The organism is Micromonospora sp. CPCC 206061 (genome assembly GCF_036906915.1).
Lineage (GTDB): Bacteria > Actinomycetota > Actinomycetes > Mycobacteriales > Micromonosporaceae > Phytohabitans.
On record NZ_JBAKHX010000004.1, the window covers coordinates 215,898 to 233,089 of the forward strand.

At 70.9% G+C, this 17,192-nt stretch carries 16 protein-coding genes; 7 read left to right on the forward strand and 9 right to left on the reverse strand.

Annotated elements, in window-relative coordinates; genetic code table 11:
• Position 1 precedes the first annotated feature (1 nt).
• The 6 genes from V6V89_RS05350 to V6V89_RS05375 form a co-directional block, all read right to left on the reverse strand.
• Positions 2-853 (reverse strand): ABC transporter permease, encoded by an 852-nt coding sequence (locus tag V6V89_RS05350; protein ID WP_334617798.1) that lies wholly within the window; start codon positions 851-853, stop codon positions 2-4.
• Entirely contained in the window at positions 850-1,773 is a 924-nt protein-coding gene (locus V6V89_RS05355; RefSeq protein ID WP_334617799.1) for an ABC transporter ATP-binding protein, read from the reverse strand. The genes V6V89_RS05350 and V6V89_RS05355 overlap by 4 nt, the downstream gene beginning before the upstream one ends.
• Positions 1,774-1,843: 70 nt before the next feature.
• Complete coding sequence (locus V6V89_RS05360; protein ID WP_334617800.1) at positions 1,844-2,071, reverse strand: flavin reductase; 228 nt, start codon at positions 2,069-2,071, stop codon at positions 1,844-1,846.
• A gap of 133 nt (positions 2,072-2,204) precedes the next feature.
• Positions 2,205-3,383, reverse strand: coding sequence for a helix-turn-helix domain-containing protein (locus V6V89_RS05365; RefSeq protein ID WP_334617801.1), 1,179 nt, complete (start codon positions 3,381-3,383; stop codon positions 2,205-2,207).
• Positions 3,384-3,450: 67 nt separating this feature from the next.
• A complete protein-coding gene (locus tag V6V89_RS05370; RefSeq protein WP_334617802.1) occupies positions 3,451-4,959 on the reverse strand; it encodes a deoxyguanosinetriphosphate triphosphohydrolase family protein in 1,509 nt (502 codons plus the stop codon).
• Between the two features lie 9 nt (positions 4,960-4,968).
• Positions 4,969-5,931 (reverse strand): LuxR C-terminal-related transcriptional regulator, encoded by a 963-nt coding sequence (locus V6V89_RS05375; protein WP_334617948.1) that lies wholly within the window; start codon positions 5,929-5,931, stop codon positions 4,969-4,971.
• 65 nt (positions 5,932-5,996) lie between these two features.
• Between V6V89_RS05375 and V6V89_RS05380 the strand changes: the two genes are divergently transcribed.
• The 3 genes from V6V89_RS05380 (at position 5,997) to V6V89_RS05390 (ending at position 9,737) form a co-directional block, all read left to right on the forward strand.
• The gene (locus tag V6V89_RS05380; RefSeq protein ID WP_334617803.1) at positions 5,997-6,713 is read left to right on the forward strand and encodes a PP2C family protein-serine/threonine phosphatase; all 717 of its coding nucleotides are present in this window, start codon (positions 5,997-5,999) and stop codon (positions 6,711-6,713) included.
• Positions 6,714-6,722: 9 nt separating this feature from the next.
• The gene (locus V6V89_RS05385) at positions 6,723-9,071 is read left to right on the forward strand and encodes a Tex family protein (protein WP_334617804.1); all 2,349 of its coding nucleotides are present in this window, start codon (positions 6,723-6,725) and stop codon (positions 9,069-9,071) included.
• Positions 9,072-9,182: 111 nt separating this feature from the next.
• On the forward strand, positions 9,183-9,737 hold the full coding sequence (locus V6V89_RS05390) for a sigma-70 family RNA polymerase sigma factor (protein ID WP_334617805.1): 555 nt from the start codon (positions 9,183-9,185) through the stop codon (positions 9,735-9,737).
• On the opposite strand, the gene V6V89_RS05395 is transcribed toward V6V89_RS05390, so the two are convergent.
• Together V6V89_RS05395 and V6V89_RS05400 are read right to left on the reverse strand one after the other, a co-directional pair.
• Positions 9,734-11,233: an Nramp family divalent metal transporter gene (locus V6V89_RS05395; RefSeq protein WP_334617806.1), complete on the reverse strand. Its 1,500-nt coding sequence runs from the start codon at positions 11,231-11,233 to the stop codon at positions 9,734-9,736. The two genes, V6V89_RS05390 and V6V89_RS05395, sit on opposite strands and share 4 nt — an antisense overlap.
• A 40-nt stretch (positions 11,234-11,273) precedes the next feature.
• Entirely contained in the window at positions 11,274-12,254 is a 981-nt protein-coding gene (locus V6V89_RS05400; protein WP_334617807.1) for a Kelch repeat-containing protein, read from the reverse strand.
• Positions 12,255-12,305: 51 nt separating this feature from the next.
• Between V6V89_RS05400 and V6V89_RS05405 the strand changes: the two genes are divergently transcribed.
• Genes V6V89_RS05405 through V6V89_RS05415 form a run of 3 tightly spaced genes read left to right on the forward strand, consistent with a single transcriptional unit; the run spans position 12,306 to position 14,322 of the window.
• Positions 12,306-12,947: an adenylate kinase family protein gene (locus V6V89_RS05405; protein WP_334617808.1), complete on the forward strand. Its 642-nt coding sequence runs from the start codon at positions 12,306-12,308 to the stop codon at positions 12,945-12,947.
• Positions 12,948-12,968: 21 nt separating this feature from the next.
• A complete protein-coding gene (locus V6V89_RS05410) occupies positions 12,969-13,775 on the forward strand; it encodes an SAM-dependent methyltransferase (RefSeq protein WP_334617809.1) in 807 nt (268 codons plus the stop codon).
• Between the two features lie 10 nt (positions 13,776-13,785).
• Positions 13,786-14,322 carry a carboxymuconolactone decarboxylase family protein gene (locus V6V89_RS05415; protein ID WP_334617810.1) on the forward strand — a complete coding sequence of 179 codons (537 nt, stop codon included), beginning with the start codon at positions 13,786-13,788 and terminating at the stop codon, positions 14,320-14,322.
• Positions 14,323-14,325: 3 nt separating this feature from the next.
• On the opposite strand, the gene V6V89_RS05420 is transcribed toward V6V89_RS05415, so the two are convergent.
• Entirely contained in the window at positions 14,326-15,828 is a 1,503-nt protein-coding gene (locus V6V89_RS05420) for a serine/threonine-protein kinase (RefSeq protein WP_334617811.1), read from the reverse strand.
• Between the two features lie 173 nt (positions 15,829-16,001).
• Between V6V89_RS05420 and V6V89_RS05425 the strand changes: the two genes are divergently transcribed.
• On the forward strand, positions 16,002-17,171 hold the full coding sequence (locus V6V89_RS05425; protein ID WP_334617812.1) for a winged helix DNA-binding domain-containing protein: 1,170 nt from the start codon (positions 16,002-16,004) through the stop codon (positions 17,169-17,171).
• The last annotated feature ends 21 nt before the right edge of the window (positions 17,172-17,192 follow it).

Consider the following 17,192-nt stretch of genomic DNA (forward strand, 5'->3'; position numbering starts at 1 on the left):
CTCACGTTATCCGCTGCATTGCCTTTTCCCGGCGGGCCGCCACGCTGGAGCCGGACTCGCGCCGGGCCATGCGCCGCAGCACGATCGGCGCCAGGATCAGCCCGGCAACGGCCCACACGCCCAGTACGCCGGCCGTCTCCAGATGCCGCCACGAGTGGTCGAACTCGACGGCCGCCAGGTCGTGCGGCAGGAGCGCGGATCGCATGCCCAGACCGAGCCAGTAGATCGGAAAGACCTGGGCGATGCCCTGTAGCCAGGTAGGGAAGTTCGTGATCGGGTAGAAGATGCCGGACGTCGCGATCAGTCCCATGACCGGCAGCATGATCATGCCCAGGTTGCGGGGGTTGGACATCAACGACCCGAAGATCGCACCAATCGGCATGGTGGCCAGCATGCCGAGCACCAGTACCCAGATGAGCGTCAACCATCCACTCGGGTCGCCGAGGGCGAGCCCGCCGACGAGGCCGGCGCCGGAGACGAGATAGAGCACGATGCTGAAGACCGTCATGCCGGAGACCAGCACGATCTTGCCGACCAGGTAGCCAACCATGCCGTTCGGCGTGGCCTTGGCGCGCAGCAGCGTGCCGTCCTCCCGGTCGATGGACAGCGACATCGCCATCGTCATCAGACCGCCGAACGCGACGCTCATGCCCAGCGCGCTCGGCAGCGTGCGGGAGCCCAGCGAGAAGCTCGTACCCGGCACGGTCGAGCCGCGCATGAAGAACATGACAGCGAGCAGGATGACCGTGGGAAAGATGTAGTTCCACAGGTCCTGGGCGTTGGTGAAGGTCTGGCGCAGCTCGATCCAGCCGCGCGCGAGCCCCGCGCGGGTCGCGGCCAGCGTGGGCGTCATCGGATGGCCTCCTCGAACGCGCGGAGGGCAGCGCCGCTCCTGCCCGACTCGTACTCGCGCACCAGCGCCATGTAGGTGTCTTCCAGGCTGGCGCAGCGCACCTCCAGGTCGGTGATGCTCCCGCCGTACTGGGCGAACAGCTCGCGCACGAACCCCGTGGCGTCGGCCGCCGCATGCACGAAACGCACCCCGTCGCGGGTCCACCGGACCTCCGCGTCGGTGGAGACCCGGCGGGTCAGCTCGTCGGCCGAGCCGTTCGCGATGATCGAGCCGCCGGCCAGGAGCAGGATGCGGTCGGCCAGCTTCTCGGCCTCGTCGAGATCGTGGGTGGTCAGCAGGATCGTCGTGTCGTCGATGTCGGACAGCCGGTGCACCAAGTCGTGGAAGTCGCGGCGCGCCTCCGGGTCGAACCCGGCGGTCGGCTCGTCGAGGAAGAGCAGCTCGGGCCGGCCCACGATGCCGATCGCCACGTCGAGCCGACGGCGCTGGCCGCCGGAGAGCTGACCGACCCGCTTGTGCGCGTGCGGCGTGAGACCGACGGCGTCGACCAGTTCGTCCACGTTCCACGGGCGGCGGATGCGGTCAGTGGAGTAGCTGGCGTAGTACGAGCCGAGATGCGCCAGCAGCTGGCGCACGCGCCACTTGCTGTGATCGCGCCACGACTGGAGAACCACGCCGAGCCGGGCCCGCCACGCCTCCGTGCCGTGCCCAGGGTCGACGCCGAGCACCGAGACCTTCCCCGCCGAGCGGATGCGAAAGCCCTCCAGGATCTCGATCGTGGTGGTCTTACCCGCTCCGTTCGGGCCGAGCAACGCCAGCACCTCGCCGCGCCCCGCGGTGAACGAGACACCCGTGAGCACGTCGGTGGTGCCGTACCGCATCCGCAGGTCGCGGACGTCGATGACAGCCTCGGACGTCATAGATCCCCACCTCCCCGTATGAGAGATCCCGCAAAATGTAGCAGGTCTACTACTGGTAGAGGTAGAGGTGTTAGGGGCGGGTCCAGGCGATGAAGCGCTCGTACAACTGAGTGGTTGTGGCGGCGGTCAGCTCGCCGGCCGCGTGACCGAGCTGGGTCGCCATGTAAACCGCCAGGTTGACCCGCTGCTCGCCGTACTCCTCGCAGAGTTGGTCGCGCGCTGACGCGCACGGCCAGTCCTGGCCACATGTCGCACAGGTCCAGGCCGGCCGGACCGGCGTATGTTCGCCGGTGGCCATGCTCCTCACCCCCATCGTCCGGTAACTGTGAAGACGGTAGGGGCGCCGTTGCCCCGCGCCGTGGGGCGCGATGTACGACGTTGTGGAAATCACGGCGGTGTACTGAGGACGTGGCGTCCCACCCCGCCAAGGGTCACGCCGCGATCCCCATCCGGTCGGCCAGGCCGACCAGCCCTGGCAGGCGCTGCTTGCGGCGTCGCGGCAGCAGCTCGGCGATGATCGTGCGGGCGATGGTCTGGTGCGGCAGCATCTCGGCAGCGAGCGCCTCCACGGCGCGCAGCGTGTCGACGGCGTCTTGCGAACGCCAGTCGCTCATCTGCGCCCAGGCCACGTTGAGCAGGTATCGGGCGTGCATCGCTGTTGGCACGGCGGCTGGCCGCTCGACGCGCTCGGCCAGCCTGATCGCCTGACGCGGGCGATCGGCGGCGATCGCCACGTCGACCGCCTTCATGGCGGCCACCGTCGGGCCGAACGCCATCCCCACGTACCGGCTGTAGTGGTCACTGCCCATCCGGGCCGCTGCGGCCTGCACGAGGCCCAGCAGCTCCTGCGCCTCCGGCTGCCGGCCCGACCGGGCCACTGCCGTGGTCGCGTACCGCAGCAGCTCGCCCCAGACCGCGACCTGGTCGGCCGACGCCCGGGAGAGCGCCGGCTCGACCGACTCGGCGGTCGACACGGCGACGTGCTCAGCCTCGGACCAGAGCCCCTGGCGGGAGAGCACCCACGATCGGGTGGCCTGCTGGCTGGCGTGCAGTAACTCGTCACCCGACGCCTCGGCGGCCCGCATGCCCTCGGTCAGCGCCAGGTGAGCCAGGTCTTCGTGCGCCAGGTGGGCCAGCAGCGCCGCCGTCACCTGCATCAGCTCGGCCAGCAGGGCGTACGCGGGCGCACCCGAAGCTGAGGCGGCGGCCCGCGCCTCGCCGATCCGCTCGGGCAGCTCACGGGCCAGTTCGCCGTACCGGCCGGCCCAGTACAGCCGCCACACGTCGCCGACCCGCGGCCGCAGTGCCGCCACGGTGGGAGGGACCACCTCGACCAGACGTATCCCGAGCACCGCGCGCCGGAGCGCGCCGACCTCGCCGTTGGCTGGACCGGCGGGCAGCCCGTGCGCCTTGCCGAGCAGGTCGGCGGGCGTGACGTCGAGCGCGCTGGCGAGCGCGGTCAGGCTGGCGATCCGGGTAGCGTGCCGCTGGCCCTGCTCCAGCTTGCGAACGAGGTCGACGGAGACGCCGGCACGCTCGGCAAGGTCACGCTGGGACATCGCCCGCCGTCGGCGGAGGGCGGAGAGCTGTGCACCGAGCGTGGACCGCATCGCAGCTCCTCGACCGAGGACCGTCTTATATCGACGGTACGCGTTACCCACCGGGTGGTGTTAGCCCCTAAAGGACGAATGAATCCGTCCAGAGCTGGCGTGACCTGCCCGAGAGGGCGTCCAGCATGGCGGCCGCCTGCCCGTCGGTGAGCGCCGCCACGAAGTCGATGATCGCCCGGCCGCGGGCCTGCACCGCCCGGTCCGGCGTGGCCGGGTCCAGCTCGGCGTCGGCCATCTCCACCAGATCGTGCAGGCGCCTCGGCAACCGCGCCTGCTCGTCCGGGTCGAGCAGCCAGGCGTGCAGCGCCTCGACGAGCGTGCCCAGCAGGTTGGCCTGGCCGCGCTGGTGCAGCGCCAGGTCGGGCCGGGCCAGCACGAACCGGTGGTGCACGAACTTCAGCACCTGTACCTCGTGCCACTGCGCGGGCCCGAGCAGTACGTGCCCGGAGCGCACCGGCGGCTGCGCCTCCACCGTGATCGCGTCGATGAACCGGCGGGTCCAGCGTGCCGAGAACCGGGCCACGTACTGCTCGGCCTCCACCGACCCGTCGAACGGCGCCGCCAGCAGCCCGTCGACCAACTCGTGGCGGACCTGCTCCACCGCGTCGACGAACGCCGTGTCGTCGCTGATCCAGCGGTCCTTGCGGTGCAGTTGGCGGCGCAGCTGCTCGATCGAGCGCCCCGGACGGCGGGATGCGGCGTCGAGCGCGGCGGCGGGCAGCTCCCGAAGCTCGGCGCGCTCGTTCTGCCAGGCGATCAGCTCGGCGGCCACCGCACCCTGCTGGAGCACGCCGACCCGGTAGAAGTCCTCGACGTCGTGGATCGCGTACGCGATGTCGTCGGCGGTGTCCATGACCGAGGCCTCGACGGTCTGCTGCCAGTCGCTGATCCGGCCGGCGAACGGCTCTCGGGCCTGCCGCAGGTCGTCGACCTCGGTGCGGTACGCGCTGAACTTCGCGGAACCGCTCGACGGGTCGTCGGGCGGGACGCTCGCACCCCTGGGTGGCGGATCGAGCAGGCGCGGGTGCGGGTCCGGGTAGTCGTGCCGGGTCCAGGGGTACTTGAGCATGGCCGCGCGGACCGCCGCCGTCAGGTCCAGCCCGGTGGCCTCGCCGCGAATCTCTGTGCTCGTCACGATCCGGTACGACTGGGCGTTGCCCTCGAAGCCGTCCGGCACACCGAGGCGGTGCCGGGCGAGCCGGTCGAGGACCTGCTCGCCGAGGTGTCCGAACGGTGGGTGACCCAGATCGTGACCGAGCGCCGCCGCCTCGACCACATCGGGGTCCAGGCCACCGAGCTTGTCGAGCAGCACCCGGTACCGGTCGTCGGCGAGCAACCGCTCGGCGATCGCGCGCGCCACCTGGGCGACCTTGAGGCTGTGCGTGAGCCGGTTGTGCACGAGCAGGCCCGAGCCGCCCGGGCTGATGACCTGGGTGACGCTGCCCAGCCGGCTGAAGAACGGCGAACTGACGATCCGGTCGCGGTCGACCCGGAACGGGCTGGCCGCCAGGTCACCGGGCGCGATCGACGTGCCACCGAAGAGCCGGCGGGCGCGCGGGTCGGCCATCTCATCCATGATCCGACGCTACCGGCTGGTCAGGTTGTGTACCGCCCAGAGCGCCGCTTCGGTGCGCGACGCCGAACGCGTCTTGCGCAGCAGGTTCGAGACGTGCACTGTCACCGTGCGGATCGAGATGCCGAGCGAGCGCGCCACCTGCTTGTTCGACATGCCGGCCGCGAGGCAGGTGAGCACCTCGACCTCGCGGGCGGTCAGGTCCGGCGCAGGCCCGGCACCTGCCAGTCGCAGGTGCTCGGGGAGCGGCTCGTCGACCAGTGACTTCTCGTCGCCCGCGGCGACCAGCAGCTCGGTGAGCCAGTACGGGTTGCCGCCGGTCCGCTCGTGCACCGCCTGCGCGACCGCCGGCGACGTCGACGGGTACACCTCGGAGAGCACCGACGCGACGTCGGTGGGGCTGAGCGGTCCGAGGTGCTGCCGGATCGCGCCCGGCACGCCGGACAGGCGCGCCAGGGTGCGTGCCACCACCGGGGTCTCTGGTGGCCGGCTGGTGACTATCAGCAGCGCCGGCGGTTCGGATGCGACCGCCAGCTCGCCGATCAGGTTGAGGCTCGCCGGGTCGAGGGCATGCAGGTCTTCGACCACCAGCACCGCCGGACCGGCACCGACCATGGTTCGCACCGCCCGCACGGCCAGCCGTAGTAACGCGTCTGGTGCGAAGCGCTCGCGCGGGGCGTCGGGCAGTTGAGCGAGCCAGGCGAGGGCATCCGGGGGTAGGGGCAGGTCAAGGGTTCGCCGGCTCAGCACCGCGGCCAGCCAGTCATACGGCGCCGGTGTGTGCAGCCGCGCCGCGCCGGACAGCACGAGGTCGGGACGCGGAGTGAACGCGTCGAGCGCGGCGGCGACCAGTAGGCTCTTGCCCATGCCCGCGGCGCCGGTAATCACCACAGGCAGTGGCGTGCTGCCCAGTTGTGACCACGCGCGGACCAGCTCCGCGAGGTGGTCCGCGCGACCGACCATGGACACCGGCATCACGGCTTCACGATACGTACAAGTGCGTAGAGACACCGTACGGTGCTCTTGGCAGGCTGGATGACATGAGCTTGATCTTGCGCGCGGCCATGCTCAGCGACGTCGGCCTCGTCCGGTCGAACAACGAAGACTCGGCGTTCGCCGGCCGTCGGCTGCTCGTCATCGCCGACGGCATCGGTGGATTGCCGGCGGGCGAGTTGGCGAGCGATCTGATCGTCAAGATGCTGGCGCCACTCGACGAGGGGCCCGAGCCGGAGCACCCGCTCGCGTCGCTCCGCGAGGCGGTCGAGGCCGCCAACCGGCAGATCCGCGAGACCGCCGAGGCGGAGCCCGGCCGCGAGGGCATGGGTTCGACCGTCACCGCGCTGCTGATGGCCAGCGAGCAGATCGCGCTGTTCCATGTGGGCGACTCCCGGGCGTACCTCATGCGCGAGGGCGCGCTGTCGCAGCTCACCAAGGACGACACATACGTGCAGACACTGGTCGACCACGGAGTGCTGACGCCGGAGGAGGCACGCGCCCACCCGCAACGCTCGGTGGTGACACAGGCGGTGCAGGGGGATGAGTTCACGCCGTCTGGCGCGATCCTGAGCCCGCAGGCCGGCGACCGGTATCTGCTGTGCAGCGACGGACTGTCCGACTACGTGTCCGAAGAGGCGATCGCCGCGACCATGCGCACCTACCCGGACCAGCGGGAATGTGTCGAGGGACTGGTGCAGCACGCCCTTCACGCCGGCGCCCCGGACAACGTGTCGGTCATCGTCGCGGACGTGTCCGCCTAGGATCCTTGCGTGACGACTTCGCTTCAAGAGCGGATCGCCGAGGAGCTCGGCGTCCGGGAACGGCAGGTGGCGGCGGCGGTCGAGCTGCTCGACGGCGGTGCCACCGTGCCGTTCATCGCCCGCTACCGCAAGGAAGCCACCGGCGCGCTCGACGACGCCCAACTGCGCACGCTGGAAGAGCGGCTGCGCTACCTGCGCGAGATGGAGGAGCGGCGCACCGCGATCCTCGAGTCGATCCGCGGCCAGGGAAAGCTCGACGAGGCGCTCGAAGCGCAGATCATGGCCGCCGACTCGAAGGCCCGCCTGGAAGACATCTACCTGCCGTACAAGCCGAAGCGGCGAACCAAGGCGCAGATCGCGCGCGAGGCCGGCCTGGAGCCGCTCGCTGATCTGCTGATCAGCGACCCGAGCCAGGACCCGCAGGCGGCGGCCGCGGGCTTCACCAAGGAGGATCTTGACGCGGCGGCCGCCCTGGAGGGCGCCCGCGCGATCCTCGCCGAGCGGTTCGCCGAAGACGCCGACCTGATCGGCGCGCTGCGCGAGCAGATGTGGTCGCGTGGCCGGCTGCTGTCGAAGGTGCGGGAGGGCAAGCAGGACGAGGGCGCGAAGTTCGCCGACTACTTCGACTTCGCCGAACCGTTCACGAAGCTGCCGTCGCACCGCATCCTGGCGCTGTTCCGGGGCGAGAAGGAGGAGGTGCTCGACCTGACGCTGGAGCCGGAGGAGCCGCAGCCCGGCCTCGGCTCGTACGAGCAGCGGGTCGCCTCTCACTTCAACATCGCCGACCATGGCCGGGCCGCCGACCGCTGGCTGCTCGACACCGTACGGTCGGCGTGGCGCACCCGGATCCTGGTGCACCTCGACGTCAACCTGCGCACCCGGTTGTGGCAGGCGGCCGAAGAGGAAGCCGTGCGCGTCTTCGCGGCCAACCTGCGCGACCTGCTGCTGGCCGCGCCCGCCGGCCCGCGCCGCACGATGGGGCTCGACCCGGGCTTTCGCACCGGTGTCAAGGTGGCGGTCGTCGACGCCACCGGCAAGGTCGTGGCCACCGACACGATCTACCCGCACGTGCCGCAGCAGCGCTGGGACGAGTCGATCGCCAAGCTGGCCAAGCTGGCGGCGGCGCACCAGGTGGATCTGGTCGCGATCGGCAACGGCACTGCCTCCCGCGAGACCGACAAGCTCGCCGCCGACCTGATCACGCGCCACCCGGAGCTGAAGCTCACCAAGGTCATGGTGTCGGAGGCCGGCGCGTCGGTGTACTCGGCGTCCGCGTACGCCTCGGCGGAGCTGCCCGAGCTCGACGTGTCGCTGCGCGGCGCGGTCTCGATCGCCCGGCGGCTCCAGGACCCGCTCGCCGAGCTGGTCAAGATCGACCCGAAGTCCATCGGGGTGGGCCAGTACCAGCACGACCTGTCCGAGCTGAAGCTGTCCCGGTCGCTCGACGCGGTGGTCGAAGACTGCGTCAACGCGGTCGGCGTCGACGTCAACACCGCGTCCGCCCCGCTGCTCACCCGGGTCTCGGGTATCGGTGAAGGGCTGGCGCACAGCATCGTGCTGCACCGCGACGCCAACGGTCCGTTCCAGTCGCGGAAGGCACTCAAGGAGGTGCCGCGGCTCGGCCCGAAGGCGTTCGAGCAGTGCGCCGGCTTCCTGCGCATCCGCGGCGGCGACGACCCGCTCGACACCTCGAGCGTGCACCCCGAGGCATACCCGGTGGTCCGCAGGATCATCGAGGCGACCCGCACCGAGATATCGGGGCTGATCGGCAACGGCCCGGTTCTGCGTTCACTAACGCCGACCGAGTTCGTCGACGACAAGTTCGGTTTGCCGACGGTCACCGACATCCTCAAGGAGTTGGAAAAGCCGGGGCGTGACCCGCGACCGGCCTTCAAGACGGCGACGTTCGCCGAGGGCGTCGAGAAGATCGGCGATCTGCTGCCCGGCATGGTGCTCGAAGGCGTCGTGACCAACGTGGCCGCGTTCGGCGCGTTCGTCGACGTGGGCGTCCACCAGGATGGTCTGGTGCATGTGTCCGCGATGTCCAAGACGTTCGTCAAGGACCCGCGCGACGTCGTCAAGCCGGGTGACATCGTTCGGGTGAAAGTTCTGGACGTCGACGTGCCGCGTAAGCGGATCTCGCTGACCCTCCGGCTCGACGATGGGGCGGACAACCGCGACGAACGCCCCCGCGGCGAACGCCCTCGTGGCGACAAGGCGCCCAGCAGGCGCCCAGCTCAGCAGGACCGCCAGCCCAAGGCCCAACCGCCGCGGCAGCCGCAGGGTGCGATGGCCGACGCGCTTCGACGCGCCGGTCTGGATCAAGGTCTAGGCGGTCAGCGCCGAAACCCGAGATAATCCGAGAAGGTTTCTGTTATTCCGCAGGGCGCACCCGCATCTCCTATTGCGCAGGGGTCGGGTGCGCTCGGCCGTACGTGCCGAAGAGACGCGAAGTGAGGGTGTCCGCGCATGACGTACGGAATGACCGCAGGGCGGCATCGCGGCGAAGGAGCCGACGATGCGCTGGTGCGCGAGCTGTATGAGCAGCACGCGGCACCGTTGCTGCGGTTCGTGCTCCAGCTGGTGGCGGGCGACCGCCAGAAGGCGGAGGACATCGTGCAGGAAACCCTCCTGCGCGGGTGGCGCAACGTCCACCGGTTAGGCGGCGAGGGTCACGGTTCCCTGCGGCCGTGGCTCGTTACGGTCGCCCGGCGGATCGCGATCGACGAGCACCGCAGCCAGAGCGCTCGGCCGCCGGAGACCTACGGCATCGACCTGGAGACAGTCTCCGAGCAGGACGAGAGCGAGCGGGTGCTGCGCCGCATGACGGTCACGGCCGCGCTGCGCACGCTCAGCACGCCGCATCAGGAGATCCTGATGGAGACGTACTTCCGGGGCCGCACCGTGGCGGAGGCCGCTGAGGCGCTCGGCCTCCCCCTCGGCACGGCGAAGTCCCGGGTTTACTACGCGCTGCGCGCCCTGCGCACCGCGCTGGAGCAGCGTGGGATCACCGACGTCGTCTAGAACGTGACCAGCGGGTCGCCCACGAAGTCCGCGATGAAGTTGACGAAGAAGAAGCCGAAGAAGAGCACGTTCGCACCCAGCAGCACGTAGTGCCACGGGCGCGGACGGGCCGGTCGCGGCAGCTTGCTGTTCAGGTACATCAGCATGAACGGGAAGATCAGTGCGCCCAGGTTCGACATGTTCGCCGACCACTGCACCAGGCTCACCGGCAGCGCCAGGTGCAGGATCACCGAGATCACGACGATCAGCAGCAGCATGAACGGGTAGTAGAACCGCCGCGGGTCGCCCTCGATCAGCTTGCGCAGCGCTGGGCTGGTGGCGTGTGCCGCGTCGGTGGTCACCCGCACCATCGCCTCGAAGATGCCGAGCTGGGTGCTGAACAGGATCACCACGCCCAGGACCAGCGCGATGTAGAACAGGACCCGCCCGTACTCGGCGTCGAGCACACCGGCCACGAACGTGGGCACGTTGGCCTGAGTCGGCGTCTCACCGGACAGCTCCACCGCGCGGGCCATGAGGATCGTCGGCAGCAGCATGCCCAGCATCGCCCCGACGAAGAACACGCCCCACATGTCGGTGAGCAGCAGCCGGTACCAGCGGCGCCAGCGCGCGGTGTTGGCGGCGTCGTCCGGGAACGTGACCCCGACCGGCAGGATCTCGCGCCGCTCGCCGCGCAGGCCGGAGATGTACCCGGTGCGGTACCCCATGCCGTAGCCCTTGTCGCGGTAGTGGCCCATCACGTACCAGTTGAGGCCGGACGCCAGCGCGGTGAAGCCGGCCAGCGCGCCGAGCTGGGTCGCGGTGATGCCCTCCGGCGGCGAGGCCGGGGTGAAGAAGCCGCGGATGCCCTCCCACCACAGCTCGAACGGCACGATGAACAGGTCGATCAGCAGCAGGCCGACGAGGATCGACACGACCATCAGCCAGTTCGCTAGTTCCAGCGCCCGGCTGATGCGGCGGGCGGACGCGGTGATCGCGAACACGAGCAGGAGCAGCGCGATGGCCCACAGTCGCGGCTCCTCTGCGCCGGACCTCGGCAGCTCGCCGTGCACCAGCGCGTACATGCCCTGTCCGGCACCCGCGGCCCAGCCGCCGGCGATGAACGCGAAGATCACGAGTCCCACCGAGACGGGTACCCACAGTAGGAACCCGGGTGGTACGCGCCCCCAACCGACGACCGGCACCTCGCCGGTCGCCAGCACGTACCGGGAGCACTCGACGTTGTAGAAGGTCTGCAGCAGCGCGGAGATCAGGATCACCCAGCCGACGCCCACGAAGCCGTACTGCCCGACCGCCTGCGGCCCCAGCAGCCACTCGCCGCTGCCAACGGAGATGCCAAGCGCGATGAGGCTGGGGCCGATGGCGAACTTGACGAGCTCCTTCGGCCCTATGCGGCGAACCCCGAAGACTTCCTCCGGTTCGGGGAGGTCGGCGAGGTCGAGCGGCGGACGGCTGACCCCGAGCTGGTACGAACGGGGTTCTGTCACATCAGCCATACGATCAAGGATCGTCTATAACGTGATGTTTGTCACTACATCAACAGGCGCCGAGGTCAGCGAGATCGATGGCCTCAGTGGTATTAGCGACGTGCAGGCCCGGGCGCGGGCCACCGGAAAGCGTGTAGATCGACGTGCCGATGGCGACGACACCCAGCCCGTGGCGCGGCGTCGGCAGCGGCGGCAGGGCCTGCCACGTGCCGGCCCGGACGTCGTACACCTCAGCCTCCTCGAAGGTGGCGTCGGCCTCGCCACCGACCGCGACGATCCGGCCCGAGCAGGTCGCCGCGGCTGCGAGCCCGCCACGCCGCGTCGGCAGGTCGGGCAGCTTGCGCCACTGGCCGGTACCGGGGTCGTAGACCTCGAAGGCGGTGAAGTTGCCCTGGCCACCGGCCCGGCCACCGACCGTGTAGACCAGCCCGCCGAAGCCCGCGCCGCCCAGGTGCTCGCGCGGCGTGGGCGGGCCGGGCGCGGCCGACCAGCGGTCGGCCGCCACGTCGTACACGAGCATCTGCCGCGATAGGCCGCCGGCGTTGACGCCGCCCGCGACGTAGATCTGGCCCTCCACCGAAATGGCGGTGCCGGCGCCGCGGGGCTGCGGCATGGCGGCCACCGGCCGCCAGACCCCACCATCCAGCCGGTACGCCGCGGCGCTCGCGTCGCCGCCCTCCTGGAAGCCGCCGAAGAGGTACACCGTGCCGCCGACCGCCGCGGCCATGGCGTGGTTGACGGCTACGGGCAGGTCCGGCCCGCGCTCCCAGCGACCGGTCGCCGTGTCCAGGATCTCCACCGTGGAGACCGTGCCGCCGTCTTCGCGGTAGCCGCCGATCACGTAGATCCGGGTGCCGACGGCGGCGGCCGCGACCTCGGTGCGCTCGGACAGCGCCGGGGCGAGCGTGCTCCAGGTGAGCGCGGACGTGACCCTGGGCGCGGGCGTGCCGTTGTCGGGTGCCGGTGGCGCGCTCCTGTCGGTGCAGGCAGCGGCGAGAAGGACGAGGAGCGCGAGCGATACGCGTCGCATCCGGGCAGTCTGCCACGCGCCTGCCCGGTCGGGTATGCGATCGTGCGGAGCATGCGCAAGTACGTGGTCATGGGCGTCCAGGGCAGCGGGAAGGGCACGCAGAGCGGCCTGTTGTCCAAGGCGTTCGACCTGGTCCACATCAGCGTCGGCGACATCTTCCGGTGGCACGTCCAGCACCACACCAAGCTCGGCGCCCAGGTGCGGCGCATCATGGCGGCCGGTGAACTGGTCGGCGACGACCTCGTCGAGGCGGTGGTCGGCGACCGGTTGCGGATGCACGACTGGAACTACGGCTTCGTGATCGACGGCTTTCCGCGCAACGGCCGACAGGCGGAGTTCTTCCTGGAGAGCTACGACATCGACGGCGTGATCCACCTCGACCTGCCCGACGAGGAGGTGCGGCGGCGGGTCCTCAACCGGCGGCTGTGCACCCGCTGCGGCATGGACTACAACCTCATCGCCGACCGCCCCGAGGTGGAAGGGCGCTGTGACGTGTGCGGCGGAGACCTGGTCACCCGGGCTGACGACACCCCGGAGGCGCTGGCCGCCCGGCTCCGCGAGTACCGCAGCAAGACCCGGCCGGTGCTCGACATCTTTCGCCGCAAGGAGTACGTGGTGAACGTCGACGCGCGACCCGACCCCGACACCGTTCAGCGCGAGATCCGCAAGCAACTGGGACTGACCTCCGGCTGAAAGCCCGCTACCCTTCCCCGGGTGAGCAGACCCGAGTGGGCGCCATACGGAGTCGACCTCGATCGGCCCAACGCGGCACGCGTCTATGACTACTACCTCGGCGGTGCGCACAACTTCGCCGTCGACCGCGCGATGGCCGACCAGGCCCTCGCCGACTGGCCCGAGCTGCCGCTCATCATGCGGGCCAACAGGGCGTTCCTGCGCCGGGCTGTTCGATTCCTGGTCGACGCCGGCGTCCGGCAGTTCCTCGACCTCGGCTCCGGCATCCCGACGGCCGGCAACGTGCACGAGCTGGCCCGTGCCGCCACCCCGGACTCCCGCGTCGTCTACGTCGACATCGACCCGGTGGCCGTCGCGCACAGCCGTGCGATCCTCGGTGACGACCCGTGCGTGGTGGCGGCGCAGGCCGACCTGCGCGACCCTGCCGCGGTGCTCGACCTCGTACGCCGCGAGGGCTTGCTCGACCTGTCGCAGCCGGTCGCGGTGCTGCTGGTAGCCGTGCTGCACTTCGTGCCGGACGGCGATGACCCGGGTGGCATCATCGCCGGCTATCGCGAGGCGATGGCGGCCGGCAGCTACCTGGCCATCTGTCACGCCTCCGCGGACGGGCAGGGCGACCGGGCCGAGAAGCATCGTGCCCTGTACTCGCGTACGCCCACGCCGATGACCATGCGCTCCCGGGAGCAGATCGACGCGCTGTTGAAGGGTTTCGAGCCGGTGCCGCCGGGGTTGGTCCATATGACACTGTGGCGTCCGGACGATGGGGAAGATCTGCCAGCCGACCCCGGCAACTTCCCCGGGTACGCCGCCGTCGCGCTCCGTCGTTAGTGGAGGGTCAGTGCCTTACATCCCTGTGTCCGACGGGCTTCCGGGCATCGCCGGTCTGCTGGCGTACAAGCCCGCGACCGGCGTGCGGGTCGCCGACCTGATGCACGAGCTGCTGCGCGGCAACAGCTCGCTCACCCCCGCCGAGCGCGAGGTCATCGGGGCATACGTCTCCCGCCGCAACGAGTGCGAGTTCTGCGCCCGGTCGCACGGCGCCACGATCCCGCACCTCGACGCCGGTGCGGAGCTGCGCGAGGCGGCGCTCGCCGGGCCGGACGCCGAGGGGATATCGCCGAAGCTGCGCGCCCTGCTCACCGTGGCGGGCGCCGTCGCCGAGGGCGGGCAACGGGTCACCGACGACCACGTCGAGGCCGCGAGGGCGGTGGGCGCCACCGACGAGGAACTGCACGACACGGTGCTCATCGCGGCGGCGTTCTGCATGGTCAACCGGTACGTCGACGGGCTGGGCGCCGTCACGCCCACCGAAGACGCGGCGTACGACCAGATGGGCGTGCGACTGGCCCGCGACGGGTACCGCCGCGCGCTCTGAGGCCTACCAGCCGAACGGCCCGCCGCGTGCGGTGCCGGGCGGCACCCGGGTCTGATCGGGCACCTGCCAGGTCAGCACCACTGTGTACCGCCGCCCGCGAGCGGGGTTGGCCTCGAACCCACCGCAGGTGCGCTCGCGCGTCCGTTCCGTAAACGTGAGGGCGCGGCACCGGAACGGTCCCGCGACCGTGCGGCCGGTCACGGCGTCGACGAGCTTGAGCGTGACGTCGATCCGGGCGCCGGCGAGGGCGCGCACTTTCCCGGACAGGCGCACGGCGGGGCCGATCGCGTGGCAGGGCTGTGCCATCGCCGGCTGGCCGAAGCTCCACGCGAACCGCGCGCACAGCTGCGGGCCGTAGCCGCCGCTCGTGGCCTCCGGACGGTGGTTGCGGTCGGCGGCCTGGGCGAGCGCGGCTGGCCGGCGCGCGGCAGCGGCGGTGGCTGTGGGGGTCGGCGTCGCGACGCTGGCGTGCGCGGATTCGGGGCGGGCCGCCATCCGGTGGGCGACCTGAGCGCGATCGCCGCCCCACTGGAAGACAAGCACGCCGCCGGCCACGGCCAGGCAGGCGGCGATGAGCGCGGCAGGCGCCGCGCGTCGGGCCGTGCCGGTACTGCGGCGGGCGTGCCGTGGGCCCGGTGGGCGAGAGCTGACGGCGGGCGCCTCGGCCGGCAACGGGGTGAGAGCGGGCAGTCCGGCGGTCGCCACGACCAGGGCACCCATCCGGTCGACCAGGTCAGCGGCGGTGGGCCGGCGATCCGGCGCCTTTCCGGTGCACGCCTCGATCACCTGCCACATCGCGTCGGCGATCCCGTCGTACCGGCGCGGCACGTGTTCGAGGTGGCGGCCGAGCACGGCGGCGGACGGCCCGCCCGCGTACGGCGGACGCCCCACCAGCAATTCGTAGAGCAGAACGCCGAACGCGTAGACGTCGGTGGCCGGTGTGGGCTCCCCGCCGTCGATGACCTCTGGCGCGAGGTAGTTGGGGGTGCCGACGAGCGCGCCGGTGGTGGTCAGACCCGGTGAGTCGATGATGCGGGCCACGCCGAAGTCGGTCAGCCGCACCTTCGGATCGGTGCCCTCTGCCTCGCCGAGCAGCACGTTGTCGGGCTTGAGATCGCGGTGCACGATGCCCTGCCGGTGCGCCTCGGCCAGCGCGGCCGCCACCCCGGTGAGGATGGCGGCCGCTTCGCTGGGCGGCAGGGTCCGCCGCTCGCGTAACCGGTCCCGAAGGCTTCCCCCGGACACCAGGTCCATGACCAGCCCGAGCGACGACCCGATGGTGAGCAGGTCGCGCACCCGGACGATGTTGGGATGGCTCAGGGAGGTGAGGATCGCCCGCTCCTGGACGAACCGCATCACGATCTTGGGATCGCTCGCGAGTTCGTCGCGCAGGAGCTTGATGGCTACCCGCTCGCCGGTGGTGTCGTCGATGGCCCGCCATACCGTGCCTGTGGCGCCGCCGCCGATCTGTTCCTCCAGCACGTATGACCCGCCGATGCGCCGCATCCGACCTTCGTACTAGGCCCAGCGCCCGATTGCAACCGACACGTCCCTTATTATCGGAGTCCGAAGGATATAGTCCTGTTAAGGGTGGCATTGTCGTCATTACCGTCCAGCGACCACACCATCGCGCCGCCCAGCCCCTGCGTCCTGATGTCAAGGGCTGGTAGGAACGTGGCGTGAAGCGGATCGGGATCATGGAACGGCGCGCACGGCTGGCGGTGCGGCATCACCTCGGCGCGGCAGCCGCCGCCGACCCGGTCGACGCGGTGCGCGGCGTGGCCGCGCTGCACTCCACCGATCCGGCGTCGGTCTACCTGTCGGTGCGGGCCCGGGCCGCCGGAGTCACGCCCGACGCGGTCGAGCGGGCGCTCTACGCCGACCGGTCACTGGTGCGGATGCTCGGCATGCGACGCACCATGTTCGTCGTACCCGTGGAGCTGGCCCCGGTCATCCAGGCCGCGTGCACCCAGGCGATCGCGGTCGCGCAACGAAAGCGGTACAGCCAGATCCTGGAAGCGGCCGGCGTGGGCGACGGCGCCTTCCTTAAGGAGGTCGAAGACGCGACCGCGGTCCTGCTCGCCGGTCTCGGCGAGGCGACCGGCGCGCAGCTGTCCGCCGCCGAACCGCGCCTGCGCACGCAGGTCGAGATGGCGCCCGGCAAGTCGTACGGCGGCAAGCAGAACATCACAACGTGGGTGCTCTTCATGCTGGCGGCCGATGGCCGGATCGTGCGCGGGCGCCCCCGCGGCACCTGGGCGAGCAGCCAGTGGACCTGGTCCCCGGTGGAGACCTGGTTCCCGGACGGCCTGCCCGACCTGCCCGCCGAGGCGGCGCGGGCCGAGCTGGTGCGCGCCTGGCTGGCCGCGTTCGGCCCTGGCACCGTCGCCGACCTGCGCTGGTGGACCGGCTGGACCGCGAGCCACGTCAAGCGGGCGCTGGCCGACGTGGGCGCGGTCGAGGTCGACCTCGATGGCGCCACCGGCCTCGTGCTGCCAGGCGACGACGAGCCGACGCCCGAGACCGAGCCGTGGGTGGCGCTGCTGCCCGCGCTCGACCCCACGCCGATGGGCTGGTCAGAACGCTCCTGGTACCTGGGCCCGCACACGGCGTCGCTCTTCGACCGATCCGGCAACATCGGCCCGACAGTGTGGAGCGACGGCCGGATCGTCGGCGGCTGGGCACAGCGGCCAGACGGGGAGATCGTGTACCGGCTGCTCGAAGACGTCGGGGCCGAAAAGGTTGCCGCGGTGGCGACCATGGCCGGCGATCTGAGCCAGTGGATCGGACCGGTACGAGTCACCCCACGCTTCCGCACGCCTCTCGAACGTGACCTTGCTGGGTCATAGCGCTCCGTACCTACTCTGAAT